The organism is Streptomyces sp. NPDC006393 (assembly GCF_040628575.1).
Taxonomy (GTDB): domain Bacteria; phylum Actinomycetota; class Actinomycetes; order Streptomycetales; family Streptomycetaceae; genus Streptomyces.
Genome location: NZ_JBEXZD010000041.1, coordinates 1 through 23,507, shown reverse-complemented (window position 1 = coordinate 23,507; position 23,507 = coordinate 1). Strand labels below are relative to the sequence as shown.

The following is a 23,507-nucleotide window of genomic DNA, read 5'->3' as shown; positions in this document are numbered from 1 at the left end:
GGAGCTCAGGACGCCGGCGCCGGCTCCGCCCCGGTCCCCGTACCCGATGCCGCCCCTGTCCCCGCCTCCGGCGCCGTGCCGCCGCCCTGGGTGGCCTGGCGGGCGGAGAGCGCGTGGTTGAAGCGGGTCAGGAGCGTACAGAAGGTCTCCCGCTCCTCCGGCGCCCAGTCGTGGGTGAGCTCGGCCATCAGCCGGCGCCTGGACGAGCGCACCTCCTCCAGCCGCGACACTCCGCGCGGGGACAGCTGCAACACCACGGCCCGCCCGTCCTCGGGGTGCGAGGTGCGCTTGACCAGCCCGGTGTCGACGAGCGGAGCCACCTGCCGGGTGACGGTCGAGGAGTCGATGCCCATGCTCGCGGCGAGCGCCTTGACGCCCATCGGGCCTTCCCGGTCGAGCCGGTTGAGCAGCAGATACGCGGCGCGGTCCATGGAGTTGCGCACCTGCCCGACCCCGCCGAGCCGGGTCTGTTCCGCACGGCGGGCGAACAGGGCCACCTCGTGCTGGAGGGTGTCGAGAAGACCGGTGTCACCGACGGTCGTCATGTCCATCGACATTTCAGGTGTTGTGGGCATGGCCGGAGGCTCACTTCTGAAGGGCTGCTGGGTTGGGGGACAGGGTACGCGGCCGGGCCGCAGGTCGTACCGGCGCTGCGCAAACCGGTCCCAGACGTTGGTCACACCGGCCCGTCGAGCTCGTGAACTGCGAGACTTGGCTCATGAGCTACGGCACGGCTGTCTCCTTCCCTCCCGTCACCCTCGACGACGTGCGGGGTGCACAGAAGATGCTCTCGGGGGTGGCGCGGGTGACCGCGATGGAGACCAGCAGGCACCTGTCCCAGCTGGTGGGCGCGCCGGTCCACCTCAAGTGCGAGAACCTCCAGCGGACGGGCTCGTTCAAGCTGCGCGGCGCCTATGTGCGGATCGCCGGACTGCTGCCCGAGGAGCGCGCCGCCGGCGTGGTGGCGGCGAGCGCCGGCAACCACGCGCAGGGTGTCGCGCTGGCGTCATCGCTGCTCGGTGTGCACGCCACGGTGTTCATGCCGAAGGGCGCCCCGCTGCCGAAGATCAGCGCGACCCGGGACTACGGCGCCGAGGTGCGCATGCACGGTCAGGTGGTCGACGAGACGCTGGCCGCCGCGCAGGAGTACGCGGCCGAGACCGGCGCGGTGTTCATCCATCCCTTCGACCACCCGGACGTCATCGCGGGCCAGGGGACGGTGGGGCTGGAGATCCTGGAGCAGTGCCCGGAGGTACGCACGATCGTCGTCGGCATCGGCGGCGGCGGGCTCGCGGCGGGCATCGCGGTCGCGGTGAAGTCGCTGCGCCCGGACGTGCGGATCGTCGGGGTGCAGGCGGCGGGCTCGGCGGCGTATCCGCCGTCGCTCGCGGCGGGGCGCCCGGTGGCGATCCAGAACCCGGCGACGATGGCCGACGGCATCAGGGTGGGGCGGCCGGGCGACGTGCCGTTCGGGATCATCGGCGAGCTGGTCGACGAGGTGCGCACGGTCAGCGAGGACGAGCTGTCCGCGGCGCTGCTGCTGTGCCTGGAGCGGGCCAAGCTGGTCGTCGAGCCGGCCGGGGCGAGCCCGGTGGCCGCGCTCCTCGGCGACGGCGGCGGCGTCGCGGGCCCGGTGGTGGCGGTGCTGTCCGGCGGCAACGTGGATCCGGTGCTGCTTCAACGCGTGCTGCGCCACGGCATGGCCGCGCAGGGCCGCTACCTGGCCGTTCGCCTGCGTCTGACCGACCGGCCGGGGGCGCTCGCCACGCTGCTCGGGGTGTTGTCAGTGGTCGACGCTAACGTCCTCGATGTGAGCCACGTACGGACCGACCCACGGCTCGGGCTCACGGAGGCGGAGGTGGAGCTGCACCTGGAGACGAAGGGCCCGGAGCACTGCGCCGAGGTCGGTCAGGCCCTGCGGGACGCGGGTTACACGGTCATCGACTGAGCGTCGGGCAGCGGAACACCGAGGTCGGCACCCTCTTCGTCACCCGTTCGGGAAAAACCGTTGAGAGACGCGATACATCGCGTTATGGTGTGTCGCACACGTCGTGGCATCCACGCCACCCATGCCTTTCACGCACCAGCGGCATGGACGGCATCCGTGTTCGCCGTGACGCACCCCCGCAGGCCTGAAATTCCCAGGCGCACCGAGGTCAAGGCCTGCGAACCTAGGCTTTTCGACCCATGACCCATCCCCGATGACGTGGAGACTCACATGCCAGGCGCCATCTACGCCGAAGGTCTGGTGAAGACCTTCGGCGACGTAAGGGCTCTGGACGGCGTCGACCTCGATGTCCCCGAGGGCACGGTGCTCGGACTGCTCGGGCCGAACGGCGCGGGCAAGACCACCACCGTCCGCTGTCTGACCACACTGCTCCGACCCGACAGCGGCAAGGCCGTCGTCGCGGGCATCGACGTGCTCAAGCACCCCAACGAGGTGCGCCGCTCGATCGGCCTGTCCGGTCAGTTCGCCGCGGTCGACGAGTACCTGACCGGCCGCGAGAACCTCCAGATGGTCGGCCGGCTGTACCAGATGCGGGCCAGGGCGGCGAAGGACCGGGCGCAGGAGCTGCTGGAGCAGTTCAATCTCGCCGACGCCGCCGACCGGCCCGCGAAGACCTACTCCGGAGGCATGCGCCGCCGGCTCGACCTGGCGGCTGCGCTCGTCGTCTCCCCGCCGGTGATGTTCATGGACGAGCCGACGACCGGCCTCGACCCACGCAACCGCCAGCAGCTCTGGGAGGTCATCAAGCAACTGGTCTCCGGCGGTACGACCCTGCTGCTGACCACCCAGTACCTGGAAGAGGCCGACCACCTGGCGCACGAGATTGCGGTGGTCGACCACGGCCGGGTCATCGCCCGCGGCACCTCCGACCAGCTCAAGGCCCGCACCGGCGGCGAGCGCGTCGAGGTCGTGGTGCACGACCGGGAGGACATCGCCACCGCCTCCGAGGTGCTGCGCGGCTTCGGCAAGGGCGACACCGCCGTGGAGGAGCACACCCGCAAGCTCACCGTGCCCGTCACCGGCGGCGCGAAGCTGCTGGCTGAGGTCATCCGCGAGCTGGACGGCCGCGGCATCGAGATCGACGACATCGGACTGCGCCGACCCACCCTCGACGACGTGTTCCTGTCCCTGACCGGTCATGTGGCCGAGGAGAAGCCCGAGGAGGCCGCCAAGTGAGTGCCGTCACCGACGCCCTGCGGGTCGCACCGACCGCCAACCCCGTCAGCCAGTCCCTGCGGGACTCGATGGTGGTCGCGAAACGCAATCTGATCCGCATGTCGCGGATTCCCGAAATGATCATCTATGGGCTGATCCAGCCCATCATGTTCGTGGTGCTCTTCACCTACGTGTTCGGCGGTTCCATGCAGATCGGCGGCAGCACCAGCGCCACCGACTACAAGAACTTCCTGATGGCCGGCATCTTCGCGCAGACCGTCACCTTCGCCACCGCCAGCTCCGGCGCGGGCATCGCCGACGACATGCACAAGGGCCTCATCGACCGCTTCCGCTCCCTGCCCATGGCACGCGGCGCGGTGCTCACCGGACGGACCCTCGCCGACCTGGTGCAGACGGCGCTGACCCTCGTCGTCCTCGCCGTGGTCGCCCTGCTGGTCGGCTGGCGCGTCGGGTCGAACGGCGACACCAACGTGGGCAAGGTCCTCGGCGCCTTCGGACTGCTGCTCCTGCTCGGTTACGCCTTCACCTGGATCGGCGCCCTGATCGGCATGTCCGTGCGCACCCCGGAGGCGGCCACGTCCAGCGGGCTGATCTGGCTGTTCCCGGTCACGTTCATCTCGAACGCGTTCGTGGACACCAGCCACATGACCCCGTGGCTGCGCCACATCGCCGAGTGGAACCCGTTCAGCGCCACCGCCCAGGCCTGCCGGGTGCTCTTCGCCAACCCCGGTCAGTCCCAGTCGGACGCCTGGCCCATGCAGCACCCGGTGTGGGCCTCACTGATCTGGTCGGTCCTGATCCTCGTGATCTTCCGTACGCTCGCGGTCCGCAAGTACCGCCGGGCGGCCGGGTGACGGTCCCGCGCGTTCCGAACGCGTGAAAGCCCGGCCAGGGGCACCCCGGGAGGCAACCGGCGGACCCCGGACGAGCCGCCGGTCCGCCGAGGCCGGAGGTGCCCCCGGCCGGGCCGCGGCGCCCGAGGCCGTTCGGTCGTCCGGCCGAATGGCCTTCGGACACCGCCGATTGCGAGGCGGCAGCCACTGTGGGCAAATGGGACTACATCTGCCGCTCTGTTCTCGGAGGTGCGGGTCATGACAACGGTCGGCCTCTGGTGACGCCTTCCCCATGAGTGCACCGTCGCGCGACGCCCGGCTCGTCCTCGACGAGCGAGGGACCGTCGCGCAATGGAGCCCGGAGGCGGAGCGGCTCCTCGGCTACTCCGCGAAGGAGGCGCTGGGCCGCCATGCCACCGTGTTCCTGGACCGGCAGCCGGGCGACACGGCGACTTCCGGGCACATCGCAGCGCGGCACCGGGACGGCCGCCGGGTGGCGGTCCGTGCGGCGGTCAGCCCGCTGGCCCGACCCGGCGGGGCCTGGCACTGGTCGGTGCGGTTGATCACCGAGTCGGACACTGCTCAGGAAGAGATCGACGCCGCCCTGCTCCAGGCCTTGCTGACCGCTTCTCCGCTCGGTGTGCAGGCCGTCGACGGCGACCTCCGGCTCATGCGTCTGAACCTCTCCGGTCCGGGAGTCCGCGGTGTCGTGGGTGCAGAGGCCATCGGCCGTCACATCCGCGACGTCGCGCCAGGCCTGATCGACGAGGGGGTCGAGCAGAAGGTCCGCCATGTGGTCGAGAGCGGTCGGCCCCTGAGTTTCCTGCACACCGGCCGGCCTCCCGCCGATTCCGACCACGATCATGTCTACTCGGTGACCCTGCTGCCCCTCAGGGACTCGGCGGGGCGCGGCATAGGGGCCCTCGTGGCCTCCCAGGACGTGACCGAGCGGGAGAGCGCCCGGGCCCGCCTGGACCTCCTGGTGGAGGCGGGCAACCGGATCGGGACCACGCTCGACGTCCTCACCACCGCGAAGGAGCTGGTCGCCGCCGCGGTTCCGGCCATCGCCGACATCGCCACGGTCGACGTGCTGGACGGCGTGCTCCACGGCGAGGCGTCCCCTCCGGGTCCGGTCCACGAGCAGACCCGGCTGAGACGTGCGGCTTTCCTGAGCGCCCGGGTGCCCGGCACCCAGCCCGCCTACGACACCGGTGAGCTGGTCGAGTACCTGCTCCCGTCCCACATCGCAGGCCTGACCGAGCTGCGCCCCATCCTGGTACGGCGCCTCGAAGCGGGCGAGATGCCCGTCGGCGACCGTCGCACCCCGCGCATCATCGCCGACGCGGCCCACTCCCTGATCGTCGTACCCCTCGCGGCCCGTGGTGTGGTCCTCGGCCTGGCCAGCTTCTACCGGGCACGAGAGCCGGATCCGTACGGCGAGGAGGACCTTGTCCTCACCTCCGAACTCTGCGCCCGGGCGGCCGTGTCCATCGACAACGCGCGTCAGTACACCCGGGAGCGCAACGCCGCCCAGTCCCTTCAGCGCGCCCTGCTGCCGCGGTCCGCGCCGCCGCAGAGCGCCGTGGAGGTGGCCTGGCGGCATGAATCGGCGTACAGCCCGGGGGACTGGTTCGATGTCATTCCCCTCTCCGGCGCGCGCGTCGCACTGGTCGTGGGCTGTATGGCCGGCCAGGGCATCGACGCCGCCGCCGCGATGGGGCAGCTGCGCGTGGCCATCAACACGCTCGCCACACAGGACCTCACCCCCGACGAACTGCTCGGCCAGCTGCACGATGTGGTGACGGGACGCCGCGACGAGCCCGCCGACGATCCACGCGCGGCATCGGCCGGGAGCCATATGCAGGGAGCGACCTGTCTGTACGCGGTCTACGACCCTGTCTCGCGCCGTTGCACGCTCGCCCGGGCCGGACATCCCGCGGCGGTGGTCGTGAGCCCGCAGGGCGAGGTCGAGATCCCCGACATCCCGGCGGGCCCCCCGCTGGGCACAGGGCATCCGCCGTACCGGACCGCGGACCTGGAACTGCCGGAGGGGACCACGCTCGGGCTGTTCACCGGCAGTGAGGCGCCCGCCGGGAAACCCGACCGGTCGCCCGCGGCCCGCGTTCTGGACCAGATCCTCAGCAGCAACCCGACCCGCACCCTGGAGGACAGCTGCGACGCGTTCCTCCACGCCTATGAACCCACCGCAGGTGAGGGTTTCCTTCTGCTGCTGGCCCGCACCCGGGCGCTGCCCGAGGACCGGGTGGCGACCTGGACCCTCCCGCCTGACCCGGAGGTCGTCACCACCGCCCGTTCCCTGAGCCTTCGGCAACTCGCCGACTGGGGCCTGGACGAACTGGATTTCACCACCGAACTGATCGTCAGCGAGCTCGTCACCAACGCCATCCGCTACGGGACCGGGCCTGTCGGCCTGCGCCTCATCCGCGACCGCGGGCTCATCTGCGAGGTCAGCGACGGCAGCAGCACCGCCCCGCATCTCAGGTACGCCTACGAGACGGACGAGGGCGGCCGGGGTCTCTTCCTGATCGCCCAGCTCGCCCACCGCTGGGGGACGCGCTACTCCGCCCGGGGAAAGACCATCTGGGCCGAGCAGACCATTCCTACCGGGTCCGGGTGAGACCTCGCGGGCCCGGGTGAGACCTCCCCGGGTCTGGATGAGACCTACTGGGTCCTGACGATCGGGGGTGGCGCCCAGGTGCCGTTGATCACGCTCTGCCGCGGCCAGTACATGCGCAGCATCACGTTGAACCGGCCGGACGGGGCCGGGAGCCAGTTGGCCTTCTTGTCCGCGGCCGGGGCGTCGTGCTGGATGTACAGATCCACCGAGCCGTCGGGGTTCGCGGTCGCTTCGGCCGTGTGTCCCACCTCGTACCGGTTGATCGGGTTCGGGACGAGGAAGCCGTCCGGGGTGTACATCGTCACCGACCAGAAGGCGTTCGCCGGAGGGGTCCTGCCCGGGGGGAAGTGAATCGTGTACCGGTCGGCGCCGCTGAGCTGCCGGCCCGTGCTGTCGACGAAGTTGATCGGGTAGACGGCGTCCTGGGGGAGGTTGGCGCCCAGGCCCTGCCAGCCGGTGGCCGCGCGCAGGGTGTAGTTCGTGCCGTAGGTGCCCAGGTCGGTGGCGACCCGCCAGCCGTTGACGTTCTTGCCGAGCCCCGTGACGGCCGCCTGGATCCGCTTCTGGCCCTCGGACAGGGACCGTTGCAGGGCCTTGGCGGTGTCGGGCGGCAGGGCGTCGAGGTCGAACGCCTTGCCGGGGTGGATGCCCAGCCGGGCGAGCTTGGCGACCACGGGGGCGTCCGCCGGGGCCGGCGGGTTGGCGGCCATCGCGGCGGCCAGGCGTGAGTAGAAGGCCTGGGCGTCCATCCGCTGCACCAGGTGCTTGGGCGCCGTGCCGGGGACGTTCGGGTCGACTCGCCCCTGCGGGGGCTTGTACGACGTGTCACCGTAGGCGCTCAACGGGCGGATGTCGTACTTGCTCACCAGTGCCTGCACCGCCGGCAGGTCCGAGGGGCCGTTGAGCTGGGTGCGGCCGAGGATCCACGCGGTGTCGGTGGGGGACTTGATCTGCTTCACCCCGGCCGGCAGTGTGCCGTGCCAGTCAGGGCCGGTGATGGCGTAGTCGCCCGCCTGTGTGCCGGTGGTGCGCTTGCCCACCGAGGCGATCACGTCGGTCCAGGCGCTGAGGATCGGCATGAGGTAGTAGCGGCCGGAGGTGTCGGGTACGTGCAGCACGACGGGTTCGGCGGACAGATCCAGCCAGGCCTGCGTGTACAGCGTGTCGACGTTGGGCGAGACCACGGACTTCTGATCGGGGCCCGGGACGCCGGCCGCCTTCGCGAACTGGTTGATCGGCGCCCTGATGGTGGAGGGGTCCGGGCCGGTCACGTTGGTCGACGACTGCTCCGTGGCCTTCATCAGTACCAGCGGGTAGCCGTAGACGTACGCCTGGACGGCGTCCTCGGTGAGGTCGTCCCGGGTGGGTGCGGTGTTCGCGGGCGCGGCCGTGAACAGGGCCAGGACCGTGGTGACCGCGGATGCGACCGCCGCACGGGTGAATGGACGACGCTCGACTGCGAAAGACATCCTGTACCTCCTGATGTCCGTCCGGCTCACGCGAACGATGACGCCGTGCGCGCGCGATCGACGCGCGTGACGGCGGGCGTGACGGCGGGCGTGACCGCGGTGCGGTGCGTGACCGCGGACGGACGGCAGCGGACATGCACGCCTGCGGTGTCAGCGCGCGACGGCCCGGGGCCGCATGGTCGCTGCTTCGAAGGGAGGGAGCGGCTTGATCAGGGGGTCGAGGATGCGGCGGGCTTCCTTCGCCGTGATGACGTCGGCGGGGTCGAGTTCGACGATCTCGGCCTTGTCCGGGTCGACCTCCCACACGTCCTCGCCGACGAGTCGGCAGCGGTCGTCGTAGGGCCAGACCATCTCTTCGTGCGCCCTGTAGACGTACATCGCCTCTTCGTGGTCGACGTCGAACCCGGCGGCTGCCAGCACCTTGCCCGGCTTGAACTGATGTCCGGTCATCCTGGAGGCGATCATGTGGTCGCTGACGGCGATCTCCTCGTCGTCGGTGTACATCACGCACTCGCCCGTCTCGGACCACTCCCGGTACAGGTTCCTGATCGCTTCCTGGCCCTCCAGCCGGGCGCTGATGCCCAGCGCGTGGAAGTGGTAGACGGGATTCTCCACCATCATCTCGGGCGCGAAGATCTCCTCGTAGCGCCCCGCGATCTCCAGATAACGGTGGCGGTGATACGCCTGGAGCATGAAGCGGTGCCGGGGGTTCTCGGTGGTCTCCAGCAGCCGTTCCACCGCGCCGTTCGTCTTGGTGATGTCCAGTTTCGTCATGGCGATCCGGCCCAACGTGCTCGACGGCGAAACACCCTCCACGGGCGAAACAGCCTTCACGGGCGAAACACCCTCCCAGCATGTGGTCCGTTCCGGTGACGGGCAACTCGAGGGGGCGGGCGTTCGGCCACGGCGTGCGCGCCGGCCGTGCCGGTCATGACGAAGCCCCCGGCGCGCTCAGCGGGGCGCCGGGGGCTTGTCGGAGAAGGGTGTCCGCGCGGGCGCTCAGCCCGTGTACGGCTCGGCCTTGAGGATCGTCACCGAGGCCTTCTTGCCGTTCGGCAGCTCGTACTCCGCGTCCTCACCCACCTTGTGGCCGATCACGCCGGAGCCCAGCGGGGACTGCGGCGAGTAGGTCTCGATGTCGGTGCTGGCGTACTCGCGCGAGGCCAGCAGGAAGGTCAGCGTGTCGTCCTCGTCACCGTCGAAGGCGATCGTGACGACCATGCCGGGCGCGACCGCGCCGTCCGCGGACGCCGGAGCCTCGCCGACCTGCGCGTTCTCGAGGAGCTGGGTCAGCTGGCGCACACGGAGCTCCTGCTTGCCCTGCTCCTCCTTGGCCGCGTGGTACCCGCCGTTCTCGCGCAGGTCGCCCTCCTCGCGCGCGGCCGCGATCTTGGCGGCGATCTCCGTGCGCGCAGGACCAGTAAGGTACTCAAGCTCGTCCTTGAGCTTGTTGTACGCCTCCTGGGTCAGCCAGGTGACGTTCTCGCTGGTCTGGGTCACAGGTGCTCCTCGTCGGTACTGGGAATACAAAGCATCGCCCTACCCAGAAGAATGTTCCCTCATGGATGGGCGAAACCACGAGCCTAACAATTCACGGGGGAAAGGGGGAGGACATAAGCCTCAGATTTGCGTCAACGCAGGTCAGCGCCCGCGTATTCCGCAGGGCACCGGAGCGTTCAGTCGGCGTGGCAGCCCAGCAGCTCGCCGGTCGTCCCCCGGGACGTCGTACGCAGTGTGAGGACCTTGTCGATCTGCTTGGCGTGCTCGTCGAAGCGGAAGTCGGCCCGGCCGACCTCGTCGCCGTCGGCCGCCTGTGAGCGCAGCGTGCAGTAGCCGCGGGTGCCGGCGTCCTTGTGGACCTCCAGATGGACCCGCACCGCGTTGTCCGAGGTCTCGAACGAGACGACCTGTGCGCTGATCTCGTTCTGCGCGACGTAGTGGTAGGCGAACCAGCCGATCAGTGCGAGCAGGACCGCGCCCAGGACGGCGCCCGTGATCTTGAGTTTGTGGTCGGCGCGCTCGTCCGAGGAGCGGCCGTAGCGGCCCTCGGGCAGCCGGGTGCTCGCCGTACTCATGATCGTCCTCTCGGCCGGTGCGGGACACGCGCCCCGCGAGGGGCTCCCGGAGCGGTACTCCGGAATTATTCCGCCCCCGATTCGGTCACTATAGAAGGCCCGGCGTGCCGCTCGGCCGCCGCCCCGTGACGACGGAGAGTCACCGGGGCGGTACCCGCTGACGCCCGCGGCCCCCGGGCACCGACCTGACCTTGAGGAATGAGCCTTGACTGACCAGCTGCGACTGATGGCCGTGCACGCGCACCCCGACGACGAGTCGAGCAAAGGCGCGGCCACCATGGCGAAGTACGTGTCCGAGGGGGTGGACGTGCTGGTGGTGACCTGCACGGGCGGAGAACGCGGCTCCATCCTCAACCCCAAGCTCCAGGGCGACAAGTACATCGAGGAGCACATCCACGAGGTGCGCAAGCGGGAGATGGACGAGGCCCGGGAGATCCTCGGCGTCACGCAGGAGTGGCTCGGCTTCGTCGACTCCGGACTGCCCGAGGGCGACCCGCTGCCGCCGCTGCCGGAGGGGTGCTTCGCCCTGGAGGACGTCGACAAGGCCGCCGGCGAGCTGGTGCGGAAGATCCGCGCCTTCCGCCCGCAGGTGATCACCACCTACGACGAGAACGGCGGCTACCCGCACCCCGACCACATCATGACCCACAAGATCTCGATGGTGGCGTTCGAGGGCGCGGCGGACACCGAGAAGTACCCGGAGGCGGAGTACGGCCCGGCGTACCAGCCGCTGAAGCTGTACTACAACCAGGGCTTCAACCGTCCCCGCACCGAGGCGCTGCACAAGGCCCTGCTGGACCGCGGCCTGGAGTCCCCCTACGGCGAGTGGCTGGAGCGCTGGGGCAAGTCCGGCCACAAGGACCGCACCCTCACCACGCACATCCCGTGCGCCGACTTCTTCGAGATCCGCGACAAGGCGCTGATCGCCCACGCCACGCAGATCGACCCCGACGGCGGCTGGTTCCGGGTGCCGATGGACGTCCAGAGGGAGGTCTGGCCGACGGAGGAGTACGAGCTCGCGAAGTCCCTCGTGGACACCTCGCTCCCCGAGGACGACCTCTTTGCGGGCGTCCGCCGGCCCTGAGGGACAATGCCTGACATGAGCGCAAGCGCGAGCCTGGCAACGACGCACCTGGTCACTCTGGCCGAGTTCGACAAGGACAAGGTCACCCCCGGCGTCCTCGGTTTCATCGTCTTCGCGGTGATGGCCCTGGCCGTGTGGGGCCTGATGAAGTCCATGAACCGCCACATGGGCAAGGTGGACTTCAAGGAGACCTCGGAGACCGAGACGAACACGCCCCGCAAGGGCGCCCCGGGAGGCGGCGGGGCCCAGCCCTCCAAGGGCTGACACAGCGGCTCACGCACGCCCGCTCCCACAGAGTGCGGTGCCCGTGTCACCCCGCGGGGCGACGTGACGCCACGCCCCCGGCCGCGTGACACGGGTCGCCTCGCCCTGCCGTGAGGCCGCCGCCCGGGTGGTCGTGCGTGCGCCGAACCCTCCCTGACGGGGCGGTCTCACCCCCGCACCCCCGCGACCTCCACCCCCATCACCTCGCGGGCGCGCCGGTCCGGCACCATGCCCAGACGCCAGGCCTGCCAGCCCGCCTCCAGGTCCACACCGCGCTCCAGCAGCAGCTGGTAGGCGTCGACGTACTGCTCCAGCTTGCCGTCCCGCAGCGCGTGTCCGGCGCGGCCCAGGGCGGACAGCTCCTCCTGGGCGACCGCCGTGCCGACCTCCACGCCGCCGGGCGCCGCGTACGGCAGCAGGGTGCAGCGCAGGAAACGCGCCCAGTCCTCGCCGCGGCGGTCGCCGTAGGAGGAGAACAGGGCGAGCGCCTCGTCGCACAGGGCCAGCGCCTGCCGGCTGCGGGCGTTGCCCGCGTCCACCACGGCCAGCTCCAGGCACGTCCAGGCCTCGCCGTGGGCGACGCCGATCCGCTGGAAGTCGGCGCGCGCGTCGGCCAGCAGCTGACGGGCGAAACCGGAGTTGCGCAGGGAACCCGTCTGCGCCGCCCGCTGGTCGCGGGTCACCCGCGCCGAGTGGTGACGGGCGCACGCCAGCCCGTACACGTCCCGCATCCGGGAGAACATCGTGCGCGCCCGCTCCAGCTCGCGCAGCGCCCGGTCCAGATCGCCGGTCTCCTCCAGCGCCTGACCCAGGTGGTACAGCGACCACGCCTCGCCGCGCGCGTCCTCGTTGTCACGGTGCCGGGCCGCCGCCCGGCGCAGCCCGTCCACCGCCTCGGAGCCGTCACCGGCCACCAGCCGGGCCCGCGCCAGCTGCGTCAGCGCCCACGCCTCGCCGCGCGCGTCACGGGTACGGCCGTAACGGTCCAGGGCCTGCCCCAGATCGGCCTCCGCGCGCTCCACCTCGCCCAGCCGCAGCGCGAGCTGGCCCAGCTGGAAGTGGGCCCACGCCTCACCGTGCACCGAATCGCCCTCCCGGTGCAGCACCAGCGAACGCGTCAGCAGATCCAGCGCCTGGGCCAGGTTCCCCCGGTCCCGTTCCACCGCCGCGAGCGCGTGCATCGTCCACGCCCGGTCCGTCGCCAGCTCCTCGGCCGCCTGGAGGTCCAGGGCCTCGCGCAGCCTGGCCGCCGCCTCCGTGAGATTGCCCTGGTGGTGCAGGGTGATCCCCAGGGAGTTCAGCGCACGCGCCGCGCCCGCGTCGTGATGGGCCTGCATGTACAGATCCACCACCGACGTCAGCGTGGTGCGCGCCTTGTCCAGCTCGCCCAGCTGACGGGCCGCGATACCGGTGCGCCACTGCACCGAACGGACCAGCAGCCCCTGGTCGACGGCCTGCGTCAGCTCGCTGATCTCACCCAGGCGGTACAAGTCGCCGCGCAGCAGGCAGTAGTCGCACAGCGCGCCCAGCAGATGCAGCACGGCCGCCTGGTCCACGCCCTCCGCGTGCTTCAGGGCCGCCGTGATGAAACTCGACTCGTCGTCCAGCCAGCGCAGCGCCTCGTCCAGGGAGGTGAAGCCGTGCGGGCTGAAGCGGTCCGAGCGGGTCGAGTTGTTGCCGTCGACCAGGCGCAGCACCGAGTCCGCCAGCTCGGCGTAGTTCCCGATCAGCCGCTCCTGCGCCGCCGTACGCTCGTCCGGGTCCTCCTCGTCCAGCAGCCGGGCGTGGGCGAAGTCCCGGACCAGGTCGTGCAGCCGGTAGCGGCTGCCCCGCACATGGTCGATCAGACCCGCCCGCGCGAGTTCCGCCAGCCGGCGGGACGCCTCCTCCTCGTCCGTGGCCAGCAGCGCGGCGGCCGCCGCCGCGCCCAGCGACGTACGGCCCGCCAGCGCGAGGCGGCGCAGCAGCCGCCGGGCCGGCTCCGGCTGGTCGGTGTAGCGCAGCCACAGCACCCGCTCGACGGGTTCCACCGGCCCGTACGCCCCGAGATCCGTGGCCAGTTGACGGGGCGAGCGCGGACCGAGCGAGGAGCCCGCGATCCGCAGCGCCAGCGGCAGCCCACCGCACAACTGACGGATCCGCTCGGCGGACTCCGCGTCGTACGGCCCCGAGACGTCCTGCGCCGCGGCACCCAGCAGTTCCTCCGCGCCCGCCTCGTCCAGGGCCTGGACCGGCAGCTGGTACACCCAGGCCGGCAGCTCGGCGGGCAGCCGCAGCGGCCTGCGGGCGGTGACCAGGACCAGGCTGTCGCAGCGCTCGGGGATCAGGGCGCGGACCTGCTCGGCGTCCGAGGCGTCGTCCAGCACGATCGTCACCGGCAGGCCCGTCAGATGCTGGTCGTACAGCTCGCCCAGCCGCTTGACCTGCTGATCGGCGGAGGAACGCTCACGGAACAGCAACTGCTCGCGGGGCGCGCCGAGCCGGTTCAGCAGATGCAGCAGGGCCTCGCGGGTGGTCAGCGGCGCCTCCTCCGTGTTGTCCCCGCGCAGGTCGACGACGACCGCGCCACGGAACTGGTCCTTGAGGTCGTGGGCCGCCCGGACGGCGAGAGTGGTACGGCCGGAGCCCGGCGCGCCGTGCAGCACGACGACCGTCGGCCGGGTCTCGCTGCTCGCACGGGCCGCCTGCACCCACTGCCGGATCCGCGCCAGCTCCTGCCGCCGGCCCGCGAACACGCCCTCCGGCTCGGGCAGTTGCCCGAACGACTGCTCCAGAACGCTGCGCCTGCGGGCCGCCGCGCTCTTGTCCGTGCCCCGCAACCGGGGCGCCGCCTTCTTCGGCGCCGTGGAGGCGGTGAGCACGCGTTGCTGATCGATGAAGGGACGGATCCCGCGCACCTCCAGCGCGGTCAGCCACTGCAACCGCAGCTGCTCGGCGCCACCGGGCTGACCGGCTGCGCCCGCCCGGTGGTGGGCCGCGGGCAGATGCGCCGCCGTCACCTTCACGACGGTGGCCGCCGCGCCCACCACACCGGCCACGACGCCCGCGCCGACGGCGGTACCCGGGCCGGTACCGAGGGCGGCATCGGCCACGGCGGCGGCGCACGCGGCGACGACCGCGACCATCAGCGCGGTCCCGGCCCCCTCCCGCGCATACCGCTGCGCGAAGGTGAGCTGCCCGGCCGCCGCCTCGTCCAGAGCCCGGGTGTACGCCTCGTACTCCTCGGCCGCCGGCTCCGCGAGGGTGTCCAGGGCCGCCCGGGCCCGCGACAGCAGCACCCCACCGTCCACCCGGCCACCCGACCGCCGCACCTCCTCCTCCACGGCCCGAGCCAGCAACCGCTCGGCCTCCACCCGATGCCCGTCCCGCATGAACCGTCCCCCTCCGGCGACAACTCCTGTGCGTACGAGTGTCCTTCGCGCCATCCACGAACGCGAGGGGGCGGCGATCACGGCGGTGGAGGCGGGGCGTACCACCCGGCGGCGATCACGTTCCGTGCCTGGCCGGTGCGGGTGAGGCAGGATGGGGGTATGCCGAACCGACTGGCTCATGAGACGTCTCCGTATCTGCTCCAGCACGCCGACAACCCGGTCGACTGGTGGCCCTGGTCGGGGGAGGCGTTCGAGGAGGCACGCAGGGCGGACAAGCCCGTGCTGCTGAGCGTCGGGTACTCGAGTTGTCACTGGTGTCATGTGATGGCTCACGAGTCCTTCGAGGACCGCGGCACCGCCGACTACCTCAACGAGCACTTCGTCAATATCAAGGTGGATCGTGAGGAGCGGCCCGACGTCGATGCCGTGTACATGGAGGCGGTGCAGGCGGCCACCGGGCAGGGTGGGTGGCCGATGACCGTGTTCCTGACGCCGGACGCGGAGCCGTTCTACTTCGGTACGTACTTCCCGCCCGAGCCGCGGCACGGCATGCCGTCCTTCCGGCAGGTGCTCCAGGGCGTGCGGCAGGCCTGGGAGACGCGGCGGGAGGAGGTCGGCGACGTCGCCGGGAAGATCGTGCGGGACCTGGCCCAGCGGGAGATCGACTTCGGCGGGACCCGGACGCCGGGCCCGGAGGAGCTGGGGCAGGCGCTGCTCGGGCTGACCCGTGAGTACGATCCGCGGCGCGGCGGATTCGGCGGGGCGCCGAAGTTCCCGCCCTCCATGGTGCTCGAGTTCCTGCTGCGCCACCACGCCCGCACCGGCTCCGAGGGGGCCCTGCAGATGGCTCGGGACACCTGCGAGCGGATGGCCCGCGGCGGCATCTACGACCAGCTCGGCGGCGGCTTCGCCCGCTACTCCGTCGACCGTGACTGGGTGGTGCCGCACTTCGAGAAGATGCTGTACGACAACGCGCTGCTGTGCCGTGTCTACGCCCACCTGTGGCGCACCACGGGATCCGACCTGGCCCGGCGGGTCGCCCTGGAGACCGCGGACTTCATGGTCCGTGAACTGCGCACCGAAGAGGGCGGGTTCGCCTCGGCGCTCGATGCCGACAGCGACGACGGGACGGGCAGGCATGTGGAGGGCGCCTACTACGTCTGGACCCCGGAGCAGTTGCGCGACGTCCTCGGTCCCGAGGACGCCGAGCTCGCCGCACAGTACTTCGGGGTGACCGTGGAGGGCACCTTCGAGCACGGGTCCTCCGTCCTGCAACTTCCACAGCAGGACAGCGTGTTCGACGCCGAGCGGATCGCCTCCGTACGGCGCCGGCTGCTCGGCGCGCGTGCCGGGCGGCCCGCCCCGGGCCGGGACGACAAGGTCGTCGCCGCCTGGAACGGCCTGGTGATCGCCGCCCTCGCCGAGACCGGCGCGTACTTCGACCGGCCCGACCTGGTCGAGGCCGCGGTCGGCGCCGCCGACCTCCTCGTACGGCTGCACATGGACGAGCACGCCGGGCTGTCGCGCACCAGCAGGGACGGTCGCGTCGGAGCGAACGCCGGCGTACTGGAGGACTACGCCGACGTCGCCGAGGGCTTCCTCGCGCTGGCGTCGGTCACCGGCGAGGGCGTCTGGCTGGACTTCGCGGGCCTGCTCCTCGACCACGTCCTGACCCGGTTCGCCGACCCGGAGTCGGGTTCGCTGTACGACACCGCCGCCGACGCCGAGAAGCTGATCCGCCGGCCCCAGGACCCCACCGACAACGCCGCCCCTTCCGGCTGGACGGCGGCGGCCGGCGCCCTGCTCGCCTACGCCGCGCACACCGGTTCGGAGGCCCACCGCACCGCCGCGGAACGGGCGTTGGGGGTCGTGCAGGCGCTCGGCCCGCGTGTGCCGCGCTTCATCGGCTGGGGGCTGGCCGTCGCAGAGGCGGCGCTCGACGGGCCGCGCGAGGTCGCGGTCGTCGGGCCGTCGCTCGCCGACGAGGCCGCGAGGACCCTGCACCGTACGGCACTTCTGGGCGCCGCCCCCGGCGCCGTGGTCGCCTACGGCGTCCCCGGCAGCGACGAGTTCCCCCTGCTCGCCGACCGGCCCCTCGTCGGCGGCGCGCCGACGGCGTACGTCTGCCGGAACTTCACCTGCGACGCGCCGACGACCGACCCGGAGCGGCTGCGGGTCGCGCTCGGCGGCTGACGCGGCCGGAACGACCGGCACGGCTCACATCGGCCGGGTGGCCGGGTGGCCGGGCGGCCGGGTGGCCGGGCGGTCCTGCGGGGTGTCAGCCGTGTCAGCCGCGGTCCGCGTCCGCGTCCGCGTACTCCGTGAGCGCGCGCCGCACGATCGCCTCCAGCTGGTCGTGGTGGGCGCCCTTCCAGTAGGCGCGGCCACAGGAGCGGCACTGGGCGAAGACGTCGTACGTGCGCCGGGTGCCGTGTTCCAGCTGGTCGGCGACCTCTTCCTTGGTGGCCTCCTTCAGCAGGCCGTTGCAGGCGGTGCAGCGGGTCCAGGGCCGCAGCTCGGGGTGGAAACGGTCGAGGACGTCGCGGAGCTGCTCGTCGGGGCGGGTGCTGTAGACGAAGGCGCCGGCCCACAGTTCGCGGCGGCGCAGCAGGCCCCGGTCGCGGCTGAGCATGACCCGTTTCTCCGCGGCCGAGCGGGCGGCGAGCGCCGCGTCGCCGATGTCCGTCGACTCATACGCCGTGTCCACGCCGAGCAGGCGCAGGCGCCGGGCGAGGGTGCCGAGGTGGACGTCGAGGAGGAAGCGGAGGGGAGCGCCGGGCACCTGCTGGGGGCGTTCGACCGGCCGCACCGCCACAAAGTCGCCCGCGGCCGGGACGTACGACGGCGGCACCTGGCGGCCGTCCACCACCAGCGCCCCGACCTCGGTCAGCGGCACGCCCAGCGACTCCACGACGTGGCCGAGGGAGGAGACGCCGTCGGTCGGGACCTCTCCGGCTCCCCGGCGCCGGCCGTTCGGGAGGAAGAGGGCCAGCTCGGGGGCGAACTCGACATGGATCTCGGGACCGTTCACCCGGTCAGGATGTCACGGAAGGGGCGGCGGGGCTCAGGGGTTTCCGGTGGGCAGGCCGTGCTCCAGGACGTCCAGGGCGCGGTCCACGAGGTCGGCCAGTTCGCCCTCGAAGCCGGTCTCCGCCCAGTGCATGTAGACCTCCATCAGGCCGCCGGTGAGGGACATGGCGTAGACGCGCACGTCGAGGCTGTCCGGGTCCAGGCCGGTGCGTTCGGCGATGGCCCCGCGGAGCATCCGCCCGGTCTCCGACATGCTCTCGACCATTCGGGAGCGGACGGCCGGGACCTGGATCCCGAGGTGCGCCCGCATCCGGACCACCTCGGGATCCTCCGCCATCATCGTGTCCAGGGACATGCGGATGACGTGCCGCAGCGAGTCCATCCACGGCTCGTCGGCGGGCCGTGCGCGCAACTCCTCCAGCATCAGGGGGTCGTACTCGTCCGTGAGGACGATGTCCTCCTTGGTCGGGAAGTAGCGGAAGACGGTCGACGGCGACACCTCGGCCCGGTCGGCGATCTGCTCGATCGTCGTGGCGTCGTACCCCTGCTCCCTGATCAGCGCGTATGTCGCGTCGCGGATCGCCTCGCGGGTCTTGATCTTCTTGCGCTCACGAAGTCCCAGCTGGGGGCGGTCGGCGGGGGAGAGGCGGGAACGTGCGGCCGTCATGGGGTTCATTGTCGGGCATCCTCCACCGGGGCGGCCACGTCGGGGGTGACGCTTTCCGGACCCGCGTCCGCGTCCGTGTCCGTGCCCGGTTCCGGTCCCGTGGGCGGCGCGGGTTCGGTTGCCGTGGGCGGCACGGGCGTCGCCCTCGGCAGGAAAGCCGCCGCCAGCAGCGCGGCGACCAGCGCGGCGATGCCGCACACCAGCAGGACCACGCCCATGCCGTGGACGTACGCGCTGTCCGCGGAGGCCGCGAGCCGAGCCGAGCCCAGCTTCGCGCCGATCAGGTGCGCGGCGACGACCGAGTCACCGGCGGTGTCGGCGGCCCGTGCGGGCAGCCCCGTGACGTCGAGTCGGTCGCGGAAGACGCCGGCGAGCAGGCTGCCGAGCAGGGCGATGCCGATGGCGGCGCCGACCTGGCGCAGCGTCATCAGCAGCCCCGAGCCGCTGCCGGCCCGGTCGCGGGGCAGGGTGCCGAGGGCGCCGTCCATCGCGGGCACGACGGAGAACCCGAATCCGACACCGGCGATCGAGAGCCACAGCGCGGTGAAGCCGTAGCCGGAGTCGACCGTCGTACGGCTGCCGAGCAGCGCGGCGAAGGCCAGCACCACCAGGCCGGCGCTCACCACGGCACGCGGGCCGAACCGTGCGACGACCGGCTGTGTGCCCCTCGCGGCGATCATCAGGCCGCCCATCATCGGCAGCAGGCGCAGACCGGTGCCGAAGGCGTCGTGGCCGAGGACGGCCTGGAGATACGGGGGCAGTACGAACAGCAGGCCCGACAGGACGAACATCACCAGGGTGGCGGCGAGCGTGTTGAACAGGAAGCCGCGCTGGGCCAGCAGCGTCATGTCCAGCATGGGGCGTACGGCCCGCCGCTCGCGCAGCACCAGCGCGGTGAGCAGCGCCGCGGCCGCGCCGGACATCGTGAGCACCAGAGGGTCGCCCCAGCCGCGGTCGGGTGCCTCGATGATGGCGTAGACGAGGGCGCCGAGGCCGGTCGCGGTGAGCGCGGTGGACAGGGCGTCCACCTTGGGGGAGGCGGGGTCGCTGGTCTCCGGGAGCAGGAGCACGCAGGCGGCGATGCCGATCGCGGCCATCGGGACGTTGACGAGGAAGACCGAGCCCCACCAGAAGTGGTTCAGCAGCCAGCCGCCGATGATCGGGCCGAGCGGCAGGCCGAGCGCGGAGGCGGCGGAGATGATGCCGACGGCCTTGGTGCGCTCGCCGGGTCCGAAGAGCGAGGGCAGCACGGAGAGCGCGAGCGGGGTGACGAGCGCTCCGCCGACGCCCATGAAGGCGCGGGCCGCGATGACCCAGTTCACGTCCCCGGCCAGCGCCCCGACCAGCGAGCCGGCGAGGAAGACCCCGAGCCCGGTGATCAGCATCCGGCGGCGCCCGAACCGGTCGCCGAGCAGCCCGGCCGGGAGCATCAGCGCGGCGAAGACGACGACGTACGCGTCCGCCATCCACTGCTGCTGGCCGGTGGTGGCGCCGAGTTCGCCGGCCATGGTCGGCAGTGCCACGTTGAGGATCGTCATGTCGAAGCCGAGCGTGAGCATGCTCGCGACCAGGGCCCCCAGGGCCCACCAGCGGCGCGGGTCGCGTCGCGCGTCTTCCGCCTGAGTGACAGTAACCATGAAATGAGAGTAACTCTCAAAATATAGGTGCTGTCAATCGGGATCGACATCGGCTTTCGGACGCACCAAAAAGGCCACGGCTCGTGTGAGCCGTGGCCTGAGGGGCCGTGAGGGGCGGGCGGGCCGCGAGGGGCCGCCGTGAGGGGTGCGAGGGGCGGCCGTGAGGGGTGCGAGGGGTCAGGCGTGCTGGTACGCGACCAGCGAGATCCCGACGTAGTGCACCACGAAGGCGGCCAGCGTGAAGGAGTGGAAGACCTCGTGGAAGCCGAACCAGCGCGGGGACGGGTTCGGGCGCTTGATGCCGTAGACGACGCCGCCCGCGCTGTAGAGGAGTCCGCCGACGATCACCAGGACCAGGACCGCGATGCCGCCGGTGCGCAGGAAGTCCGGCAGGAAGAACACGGCCGCCCAGCCCATCGCGATGTAGCAGGGGGTGTAGAGCCAGCGCGGGGCTCCGACCCAGAAGACGCGGAAGACGATGCCGGCCAGGGCCGCCGCCCAGATCCCCCACAGCAGCCACTGGCCCTTGGCCCCGGGCAGGAGCAGCAGGGTCAGCGGCGTGTAGGTGCCCGCGATGATCAGGAAGATGTTCGCGTGGTCGAGGCGTCGCAGGACGCCGCCCAGGCGCGGGCCCCAGTTGCCCCGGTGGTAGAGCGCGCTCACCCCGAACAGCAGGCAGGCGGTGAGGACGTAGACGCCGCAGGCGATCCGGCCGCGGCTGGAGTCGGCCAGCGCGGTGAGCACCAGGCCCGCTATGAGCACGGCGGGGAACATGCCCAGGTGCAGCCAGCCGCGCAGCTTGGGCTTGACCGGATGCGGCAGGGAGAGCGCCGCCGGACCGCGGCCACCGGCCGGCTTGTCCAGGGGCGCGTCGGAGGCGGACGCAGTCATGCGGGGCATCGTACCTACGTCACCGTAAGTCGGGTGTGAGCGCACAGCGTGAGCGACCGGTGATCGCGTAGCGGCCCCGGAACGCAAAAAGTCCTTCTGTGGAACCCAAGGTGGACGCAAAGAATCACGGAAACCGTGGCCTTCCTCACGTTGCTCACCTGTGCGGCCCTCTGGACAGATGGGCGCAGTAGTCGGATGATCAAATGAGTGCGGTCGGCACCGGATGAGCGGCTGCGAAGCATCCGGGTCGAAGCCCCCACGGGGCGACAAGACAAAAACCCCTCATTTAGGAGCGATCGTGGCGCGCGACATCGCGGCTCCCCCCGTCATCCCGACCAACCACCAGGACCTGATCTCGTGGGTGAACGAGATCGCGGAACTCACGCAGCCGGACAACGTGGTCTGGTGTGACGGATCCGAGGCCGAGTACGACCGACTGTGCGAGGAGCTCGTCCAGAAGGGCACGTTCAAGAAACTCGACCCGATCAAGCGCCCCAACTCCTACTACGCGGCCTCGGACCCCTCGGACGTGGCCCGCGTGGAGGACCGCACGTTCATCTGCTCCGAGAAGGAGCAGGACGCCGGACCCACCAACCACTGGAAGGCCCCCGCCGAGATGCGGGAGATCTTCCAGGGCACGGACGGCAAGGGCGGCGTCTTCCGCGGCTCGATGAAGGGCCGGACGATGTACGTCGTCCCGTTCTGCATGGGGCCGCTGGGCTCTCCGCTCTCCGCGATCGGCGTCGAGATCACCGACTCCGCCTACGTCGCCGTGTCCATGCGCACCATGACCCGCATGGGACAGCCGGTCCTCGACGAGCTCGGCGACGACGGCTTCTTCGTCAAGGCCGTGCACACCCTCGGCGCCCCGCTGGAGCCGGGCCAGGCGGACGTCCCCTGGCCGTGCAACTCCACCAAGTACATCTCGCACTTCCCCGAGAGCCGCGAGATCTGGTCCTACGGCTCCGGCTACGGCGGCAACGCGCTGCTGGGCAAGAAGTGCTACGCCCTGCGCATCGCCTCCGTCATGGCCCGTGACGAGGGCTGGCTGGCCGAGCACATGCTGATCCTGAAGCTCACCCCGCCCACCGGTGAGTCCAAGTACGTCGCCGCCGCCTTTCCGAGCGCCTGCGGCAAGACCAACCTCGCCATGCTGGAGCCGACGATCTCCGGCTGGACCGTCGAGACCATCGGCGACGACATCGCCTGGATGCGGTTCGGCGAGGACGGCCGCCTGTACGCGATCAACCCCGAGGCCGGCTTCTTCGGCGTGGCGCCCGGCACCGGCGAGCACACCAACGCGAACGCCATGAAGACCCTGTGGGGCAACTCCGTCTTCACCAACGTCGCCCTCACCGACGACGGCGACGTGTGGTGGGAGGGCATGACGCCGGAGACCCCGGCCCATCTGACGGACTGGAAGGGCCGCGACTGGACCCCGGACTCCGCCGAGCCCGCCGCCCACCCCAACGCCCGCTTCACCACCCCCGCCTCGCAGTGCCCGATCATCGCGCCCGAGTGGGAGGACCCCAGGGGCGTGCCGATCTCGGCGATCCTGTTCGGTGGCCGCCGGGCCAGCGCGGTGCCGCTGGTGACCGAGTCCCTCGACTGGAACCACGGCGTCTTCCTCGGCGCCAACGTGGCCTCCGAGAAGACCGCGGCGGCCGAGGGCAAGGTCGGTGAGCTGCGCCGCGACCCGTTCGCCATGCTGCCGTTCTGCGGCTACAACATGGGCGACTACATGGGCCACTGGATCGAGATGGGCCGGACGGCGGTCGCCCGCGACGGCGACGAGTCCAAGCTGCCGAGGATCTACTACGTCAACTGGTTCCGCAAGAACGACGAGGGCAAGTTCGTCTGGCCCGGCTTCGGCGAGAACAGCCGCGTGCTGAAGTGGATCGTGGAGCGCCTGGAGGGCAAGGCCGAGGGCGTCGAGACCCCGATCGGCATCCTGCCGACCAGCAAGTCGCTGGACACCGACGGCCTGGAGCTGTCCGCCTCCGACCTGGAGTTCCTGCTCACGGTCGACAAGGACGTCTGGCGCGAGGAGGCCGCCCTGGTCCCCGAGCACCTGAACACCTTCGGCGACCACACCCCGAAGGAGCTGTGGGACCAGTACCGGGCGCTGGTCGAGCGCCTGGGCTGAGACCCCGCCCTCCGCGTCGTCCCGGGCGGCCGCCCGGGCGACACGAACTCCGCGGCCGGCCGCGACTTGCCCTGACCTGCGATGTCGCTCCGGCCGGCCGCGGCGCGGCCAGGCCCGGTAGGGCCTCAGGGGCCGGGTCGGCGTCCCCGAACAGGTCACGCAGGACCCGGTCGGCCTCCGGAGCCTCGGGGGCGATCCCGCGCTCGCGCGCCTTCCCG

18 protein-coding genes are annotated in these 23,507 nt (G+C 71.4%); 8 read left to right on the top strand and 10 right to left on the bottom strand.

The window, feature by feature from the left end; translation table 11 throughout:
* Positions 1-5: 5 nt before the first annotated feature.
* Positions 6-575: a MarR family transcriptional regulator gene (locus ABZ484_RS18950; RefSeq protein WP_358867030.1), complete on the bottom strand. Its 570-nt coding sequence runs from the start codon at positions 573-575 to the stop codon at positions 6-8.
* 143 nt (positions 576-718) lie between these two features.
* Between ABZ484_RS18950 and ilvA the strand changes: the two genes are divergently transcribed.
* The 4 genes from ilvA (at position 719) to ABZ484_RS18930 (ending at position 6,655) form a co-directional block, all read left to right on the top strand.
* Complete coding sequence (ilvA, locus tag ABZ484_RS18945) at positions 719-1,948, top strand: threonine ammonia-lyase (RefSeq protein ID WP_358867029.1); 1,230 nt, start codon at positions 719-721, stop codon at positions 1,946-1,948.
* Between the two features lie 270 nt (positions 1,949-2,218).
* Positions 2,219-3,184 (top strand): ATP-binding cassette domain-containing protein, encoded by a 966-nt coding sequence (locus ABZ484_RS18940; protein ID WP_358867028.1) that lies wholly within the window; start codon positions 2,219-2,221, stop codon positions 3,182-3,184.
* On the top strand, positions 3,181-4,038 hold the full coding sequence (locus ABZ484_RS18935) for an ABC transporter permease (RefSeq protein WP_358867027.1): 858 nt from the start codon (positions 3,181-3,183) through the stop codon (positions 4,036-4,038). Before ABZ484_RS18940 ends, ABZ484_RS18935 begins: the two co-directional genes overlap by 4 nt.
* 271 nt (positions 4,039-4,309) lie before the next feature.
* Positions 4,310-6,655, top strand: a complete 2,346-nt coding sequence (locus ABZ484_RS18930) for a SpoIIE family protein phosphatase (RefSeq protein ID WP_358867026.1) — start codon at positions 4,310-4,312, stop codon at positions 6,653-6,655.
* A gap of 44 nt (positions 6,656-6,699) precedes the next feature.
* On the opposite strand, the gene ABZ484_RS18925 is transcribed toward ABZ484_RS18930, so the two are convergent.
* The 4 genes from ABZ484_RS18925 to ABZ484_RS18910 all read right to left on the bottom strand — a co-directional run bounded on the left by ABZ484_RS18925 (position 6,700) and on the right by ABZ484_RS18910 (position 10,199).
* Entirely contained in the window at positions 6,700-8,124 is a 1,425-nt protein-coding gene (locus ABZ484_RS18925) for a DUF1254 domain-containing protein (protein WP_358867025.1), read from the bottom strand.
* A gap of 150 nt (positions 8,125-8,274) precedes the next feature.
* Complete coding sequence (locus tag ABZ484_RS18920; RefSeq protein ID WP_358867024.1) at positions 8,275-8,898, bottom strand: hypothetical protein; 624 nt, start codon at positions 8,896-8,898, stop codon at positions 8,275-8,277.
* A gap of 225 nt (positions 8,899-9,123) precedes the next feature.
* Complete coding sequence (greA, locus tag ABZ484_RS18915) at positions 9,124-9,624, bottom strand: transcription elongation factor GreA (RefSeq protein WP_358867023.1); 501 nt, start codon at positions 9,622-9,624, stop codon at positions 9,124-9,126.
* A gap of 176 nt (positions 9,625-9,800) precedes the next feature.
* On the bottom strand, positions 9,801-10,199 hold the full coding sequence (locus tag ABZ484_RS18910) for a DUF4307 domain-containing protein (RefSeq protein WP_358867022.1): 399 nt from the start codon (positions 10,197-10,199) through the stop codon (positions 9,801-9,803).
* A gap of 205 nt (positions 10,200-10,404) precedes the next feature.
* Between ABZ484_RS18910 and mca the strand changes: the two genes are divergently transcribed.
* A complete protein-coding gene (gene mca / locus ABZ484_RS18905) occupies positions 10,405-11,283 on the top strand; it encodes a mycothiol conjugate amidase Mca (RefSeq protein WP_358867021.1) in 879 nt (292 codons plus the stop codon).
* A 6-nt stretch (positions 11,284-11,289) separates the two neighbouring features.
* On the top strand, positions 11,290-11,547 hold the full coding sequence (locus ABZ484_RS18900; protein WP_358867020.1) for a hypothetical protein: 258 nt from the start codon (positions 11,290-11,292) through the stop codon (positions 11,545-11,547).
* A gap of 167 nt (positions 11,548-11,714) precedes the next feature.
* Here the strand turns inward: ABZ484_RS18900 and ABZ484_RS18895 are convergent, their stop codons facing one another.
* A complete protein-coding gene (locus ABZ484_RS18895; RefSeq protein ID WP_358867019.1) occupies positions 11,715-14,918 on the bottom strand; it encodes a tetratricopeptide repeat protein in 3,204 nt (1,067 codons plus the stop codon).
* A 159-nt stretch (positions 14,919-15,077) separates the two neighbouring features.
* Between ABZ484_RS18895 and ABZ484_RS18890 the strand changes: the two genes are divergently transcribed.
* A complete protein-coding gene (locus tag ABZ484_RS18890; RefSeq protein WP_358867018.1) occupies positions 15,078-17,111 on the top strand; it encodes a thioredoxin domain-containing protein in 2,034 nt (677 codons plus the stop codon).
* Positions 17,112-17,205: 94 nt separating this feature from the next.
* Here the strand turns inward: ABZ484_RS18890 and ABZ484_RS18885 are convergent, their stop codons facing one another.
* The 4 genes from ABZ484_RS18885 to ABZ484_RS18870 all read right to left on the bottom strand — a co-directional run bounded on the left by ABZ484_RS18885 (position 17,206) and on the right by ABZ484_RS18870 (position 21,143).
* Positions 17,206-17,949 carry a Mut7-C RNAse domain-containing protein gene (locus ABZ484_RS18885; protein WP_358867017.1) on the bottom strand — a complete coding sequence of 248 codons (744 nt, stop codon included), beginning with the start codon at positions 17,947-17,949 and terminating at the stop codon, positions 17,206-17,208.
* A 33-nt stretch (positions 17,950-17,982) separates the two neighbouring features.
* A complete protein-coding gene (locus ABZ484_RS18880) occupies positions 17,983-18,615 on the bottom strand; it encodes a TetR family transcriptional regulator (RefSeq protein WP_358867016.1) in 633 nt (210 codons plus the stop codon).
* Between the two features lie 5 nt (positions 18,616-18,620).
* Complete coding sequence (locus ABZ484_RS18875; protein ID WP_358867015.1) at positions 18,621-20,252, bottom strand: MFS transporter; 1,632 nt, start codon at positions 20,250-20,252, stop codon at positions 18,621-18,623.
* 177 nt (positions 20,253-20,429) lie between these two features.
* Positions 20,430-21,143 (bottom strand): hemolysin III family protein, encoded by a 714-nt coding sequence (locus ABZ484_RS18870; protein ID WP_358867014.1) that lies wholly within the window; start codon positions 21,141-21,143, stop codon positions 20,430-20,432.
* 298 nt (positions 21,144-21,441) lie between these two features.
* On the opposite strand from ABZ484_RS18870, the gene ABZ484_RS18865 reads away from it, so the two are divergent.
* Positions 21,442-23,289: a phosphoenolpyruvate carboxykinase (GTP) gene (locus tag ABZ484_RS18865; RefSeq protein WP_358867013.1), complete on the top strand. Its 1,848-nt coding sequence runs from the start codon at positions 21,442-21,444 to the stop codon at positions 23,287-23,289.
* The last annotated feature ends 218 nt before the right edge of the window (positions 23,290-23,507 follow it).

Excerpts from the sequence above, each read along its gene's own strand:
- ABZ484_RS18950 (WP_358867030.1), bottom strand. The coding sequence starts at position 575 with ATGCCCACAACACCTGAAATGTCGATGGACATGACGACCGTCGGTGAC.
- ilvA (WP_358867029.1), top strand. The coding sequence starts at position 719 with ATGAGCTACGGCACGGCTGTCTCCTTCCCTCCCGTCACCCTCGACGAC.
- ABZ484_RS18940 (WP_358867028.1), top strand. The coding sequence starts at position 2,219 with ATGCCAGGCGCCATCTACGCCGAAGGTCTGGTGAAGACCTTCGGCGAC.
- ABZ484_RS18930 (WP_358867026.1), top strand. The coding sequence starts at position 4,310 with ATGAGTGCACCGTCGCGCGACGCCCGGCTCGTCCTCGACGAGCGAGGG.
- ABZ484_RS18925 (WP_358867025.1), bottom strand. The coding sequence starts at position 8,124 with ATGTCTTTCGCAGTCGAGCGTCGTCCATTCACCCGTGCGGCGGTCGCA.
- ABZ484_RS18920 (WP_358867024.1), bottom strand. The coding sequence starts at position 8,898 with ATGACGAAACTGGACATCACCAAGACGAACGGCGCGGTGGAACGGCTG.
- ABZ484_RS18910 (WP_358867022.1), bottom strand. The coding sequence starts at position 10,199 with ATGAGTACGGCGAGCACCCGGCTGCCCGAGGGCCGCTACGGCCGCTCC.
- ABZ484_RS18900 (WP_358867020.1), top strand. The coding sequence starts at position 11,290 with ATGCCTGACATGAGCGCAAGCGCGAGCCTGGCAACGACGCACCTGGTC.
- ABZ484_RS18895 (WP_358867019.1), bottom strand. The coding sequence starts at position 14,918 with ATGCGGGACGGGCATCGGGTGGAGGCCGAGCGGTTGCTGGCTCGGGCC.
- ABZ484_RS18890 (WP_358867018.1), top strand. The coding sequence starts at position 15,078 with ATGCCGAACCGACTGGCTCATGAGACGTCTCCGTATCTGCTCCAGCAC.
- ABZ484_RS18880 (WP_358867016.1), bottom strand. The coding sequence starts at position 18,615 with ATGACGGCCGCACGTTCCCGCCTCTCCCCCGCCGACCGCCCCCAGCTG.
- ABZ484_RS18875 (WP_358867015.1), bottom strand. The coding sequence starts at position 20,252 with ATGGTTACTGTCACTCAGGCGGAAGACGCGCGACGCGACCCGCGCCGC.
- ABZ484_RS18870 (WP_358867014.1), bottom strand. The coding sequence starts at position 21,143 with ATGACTGCGTCCGCCTCCGACGCGCCCCTGGACAAGCCGGCCGGTGGC.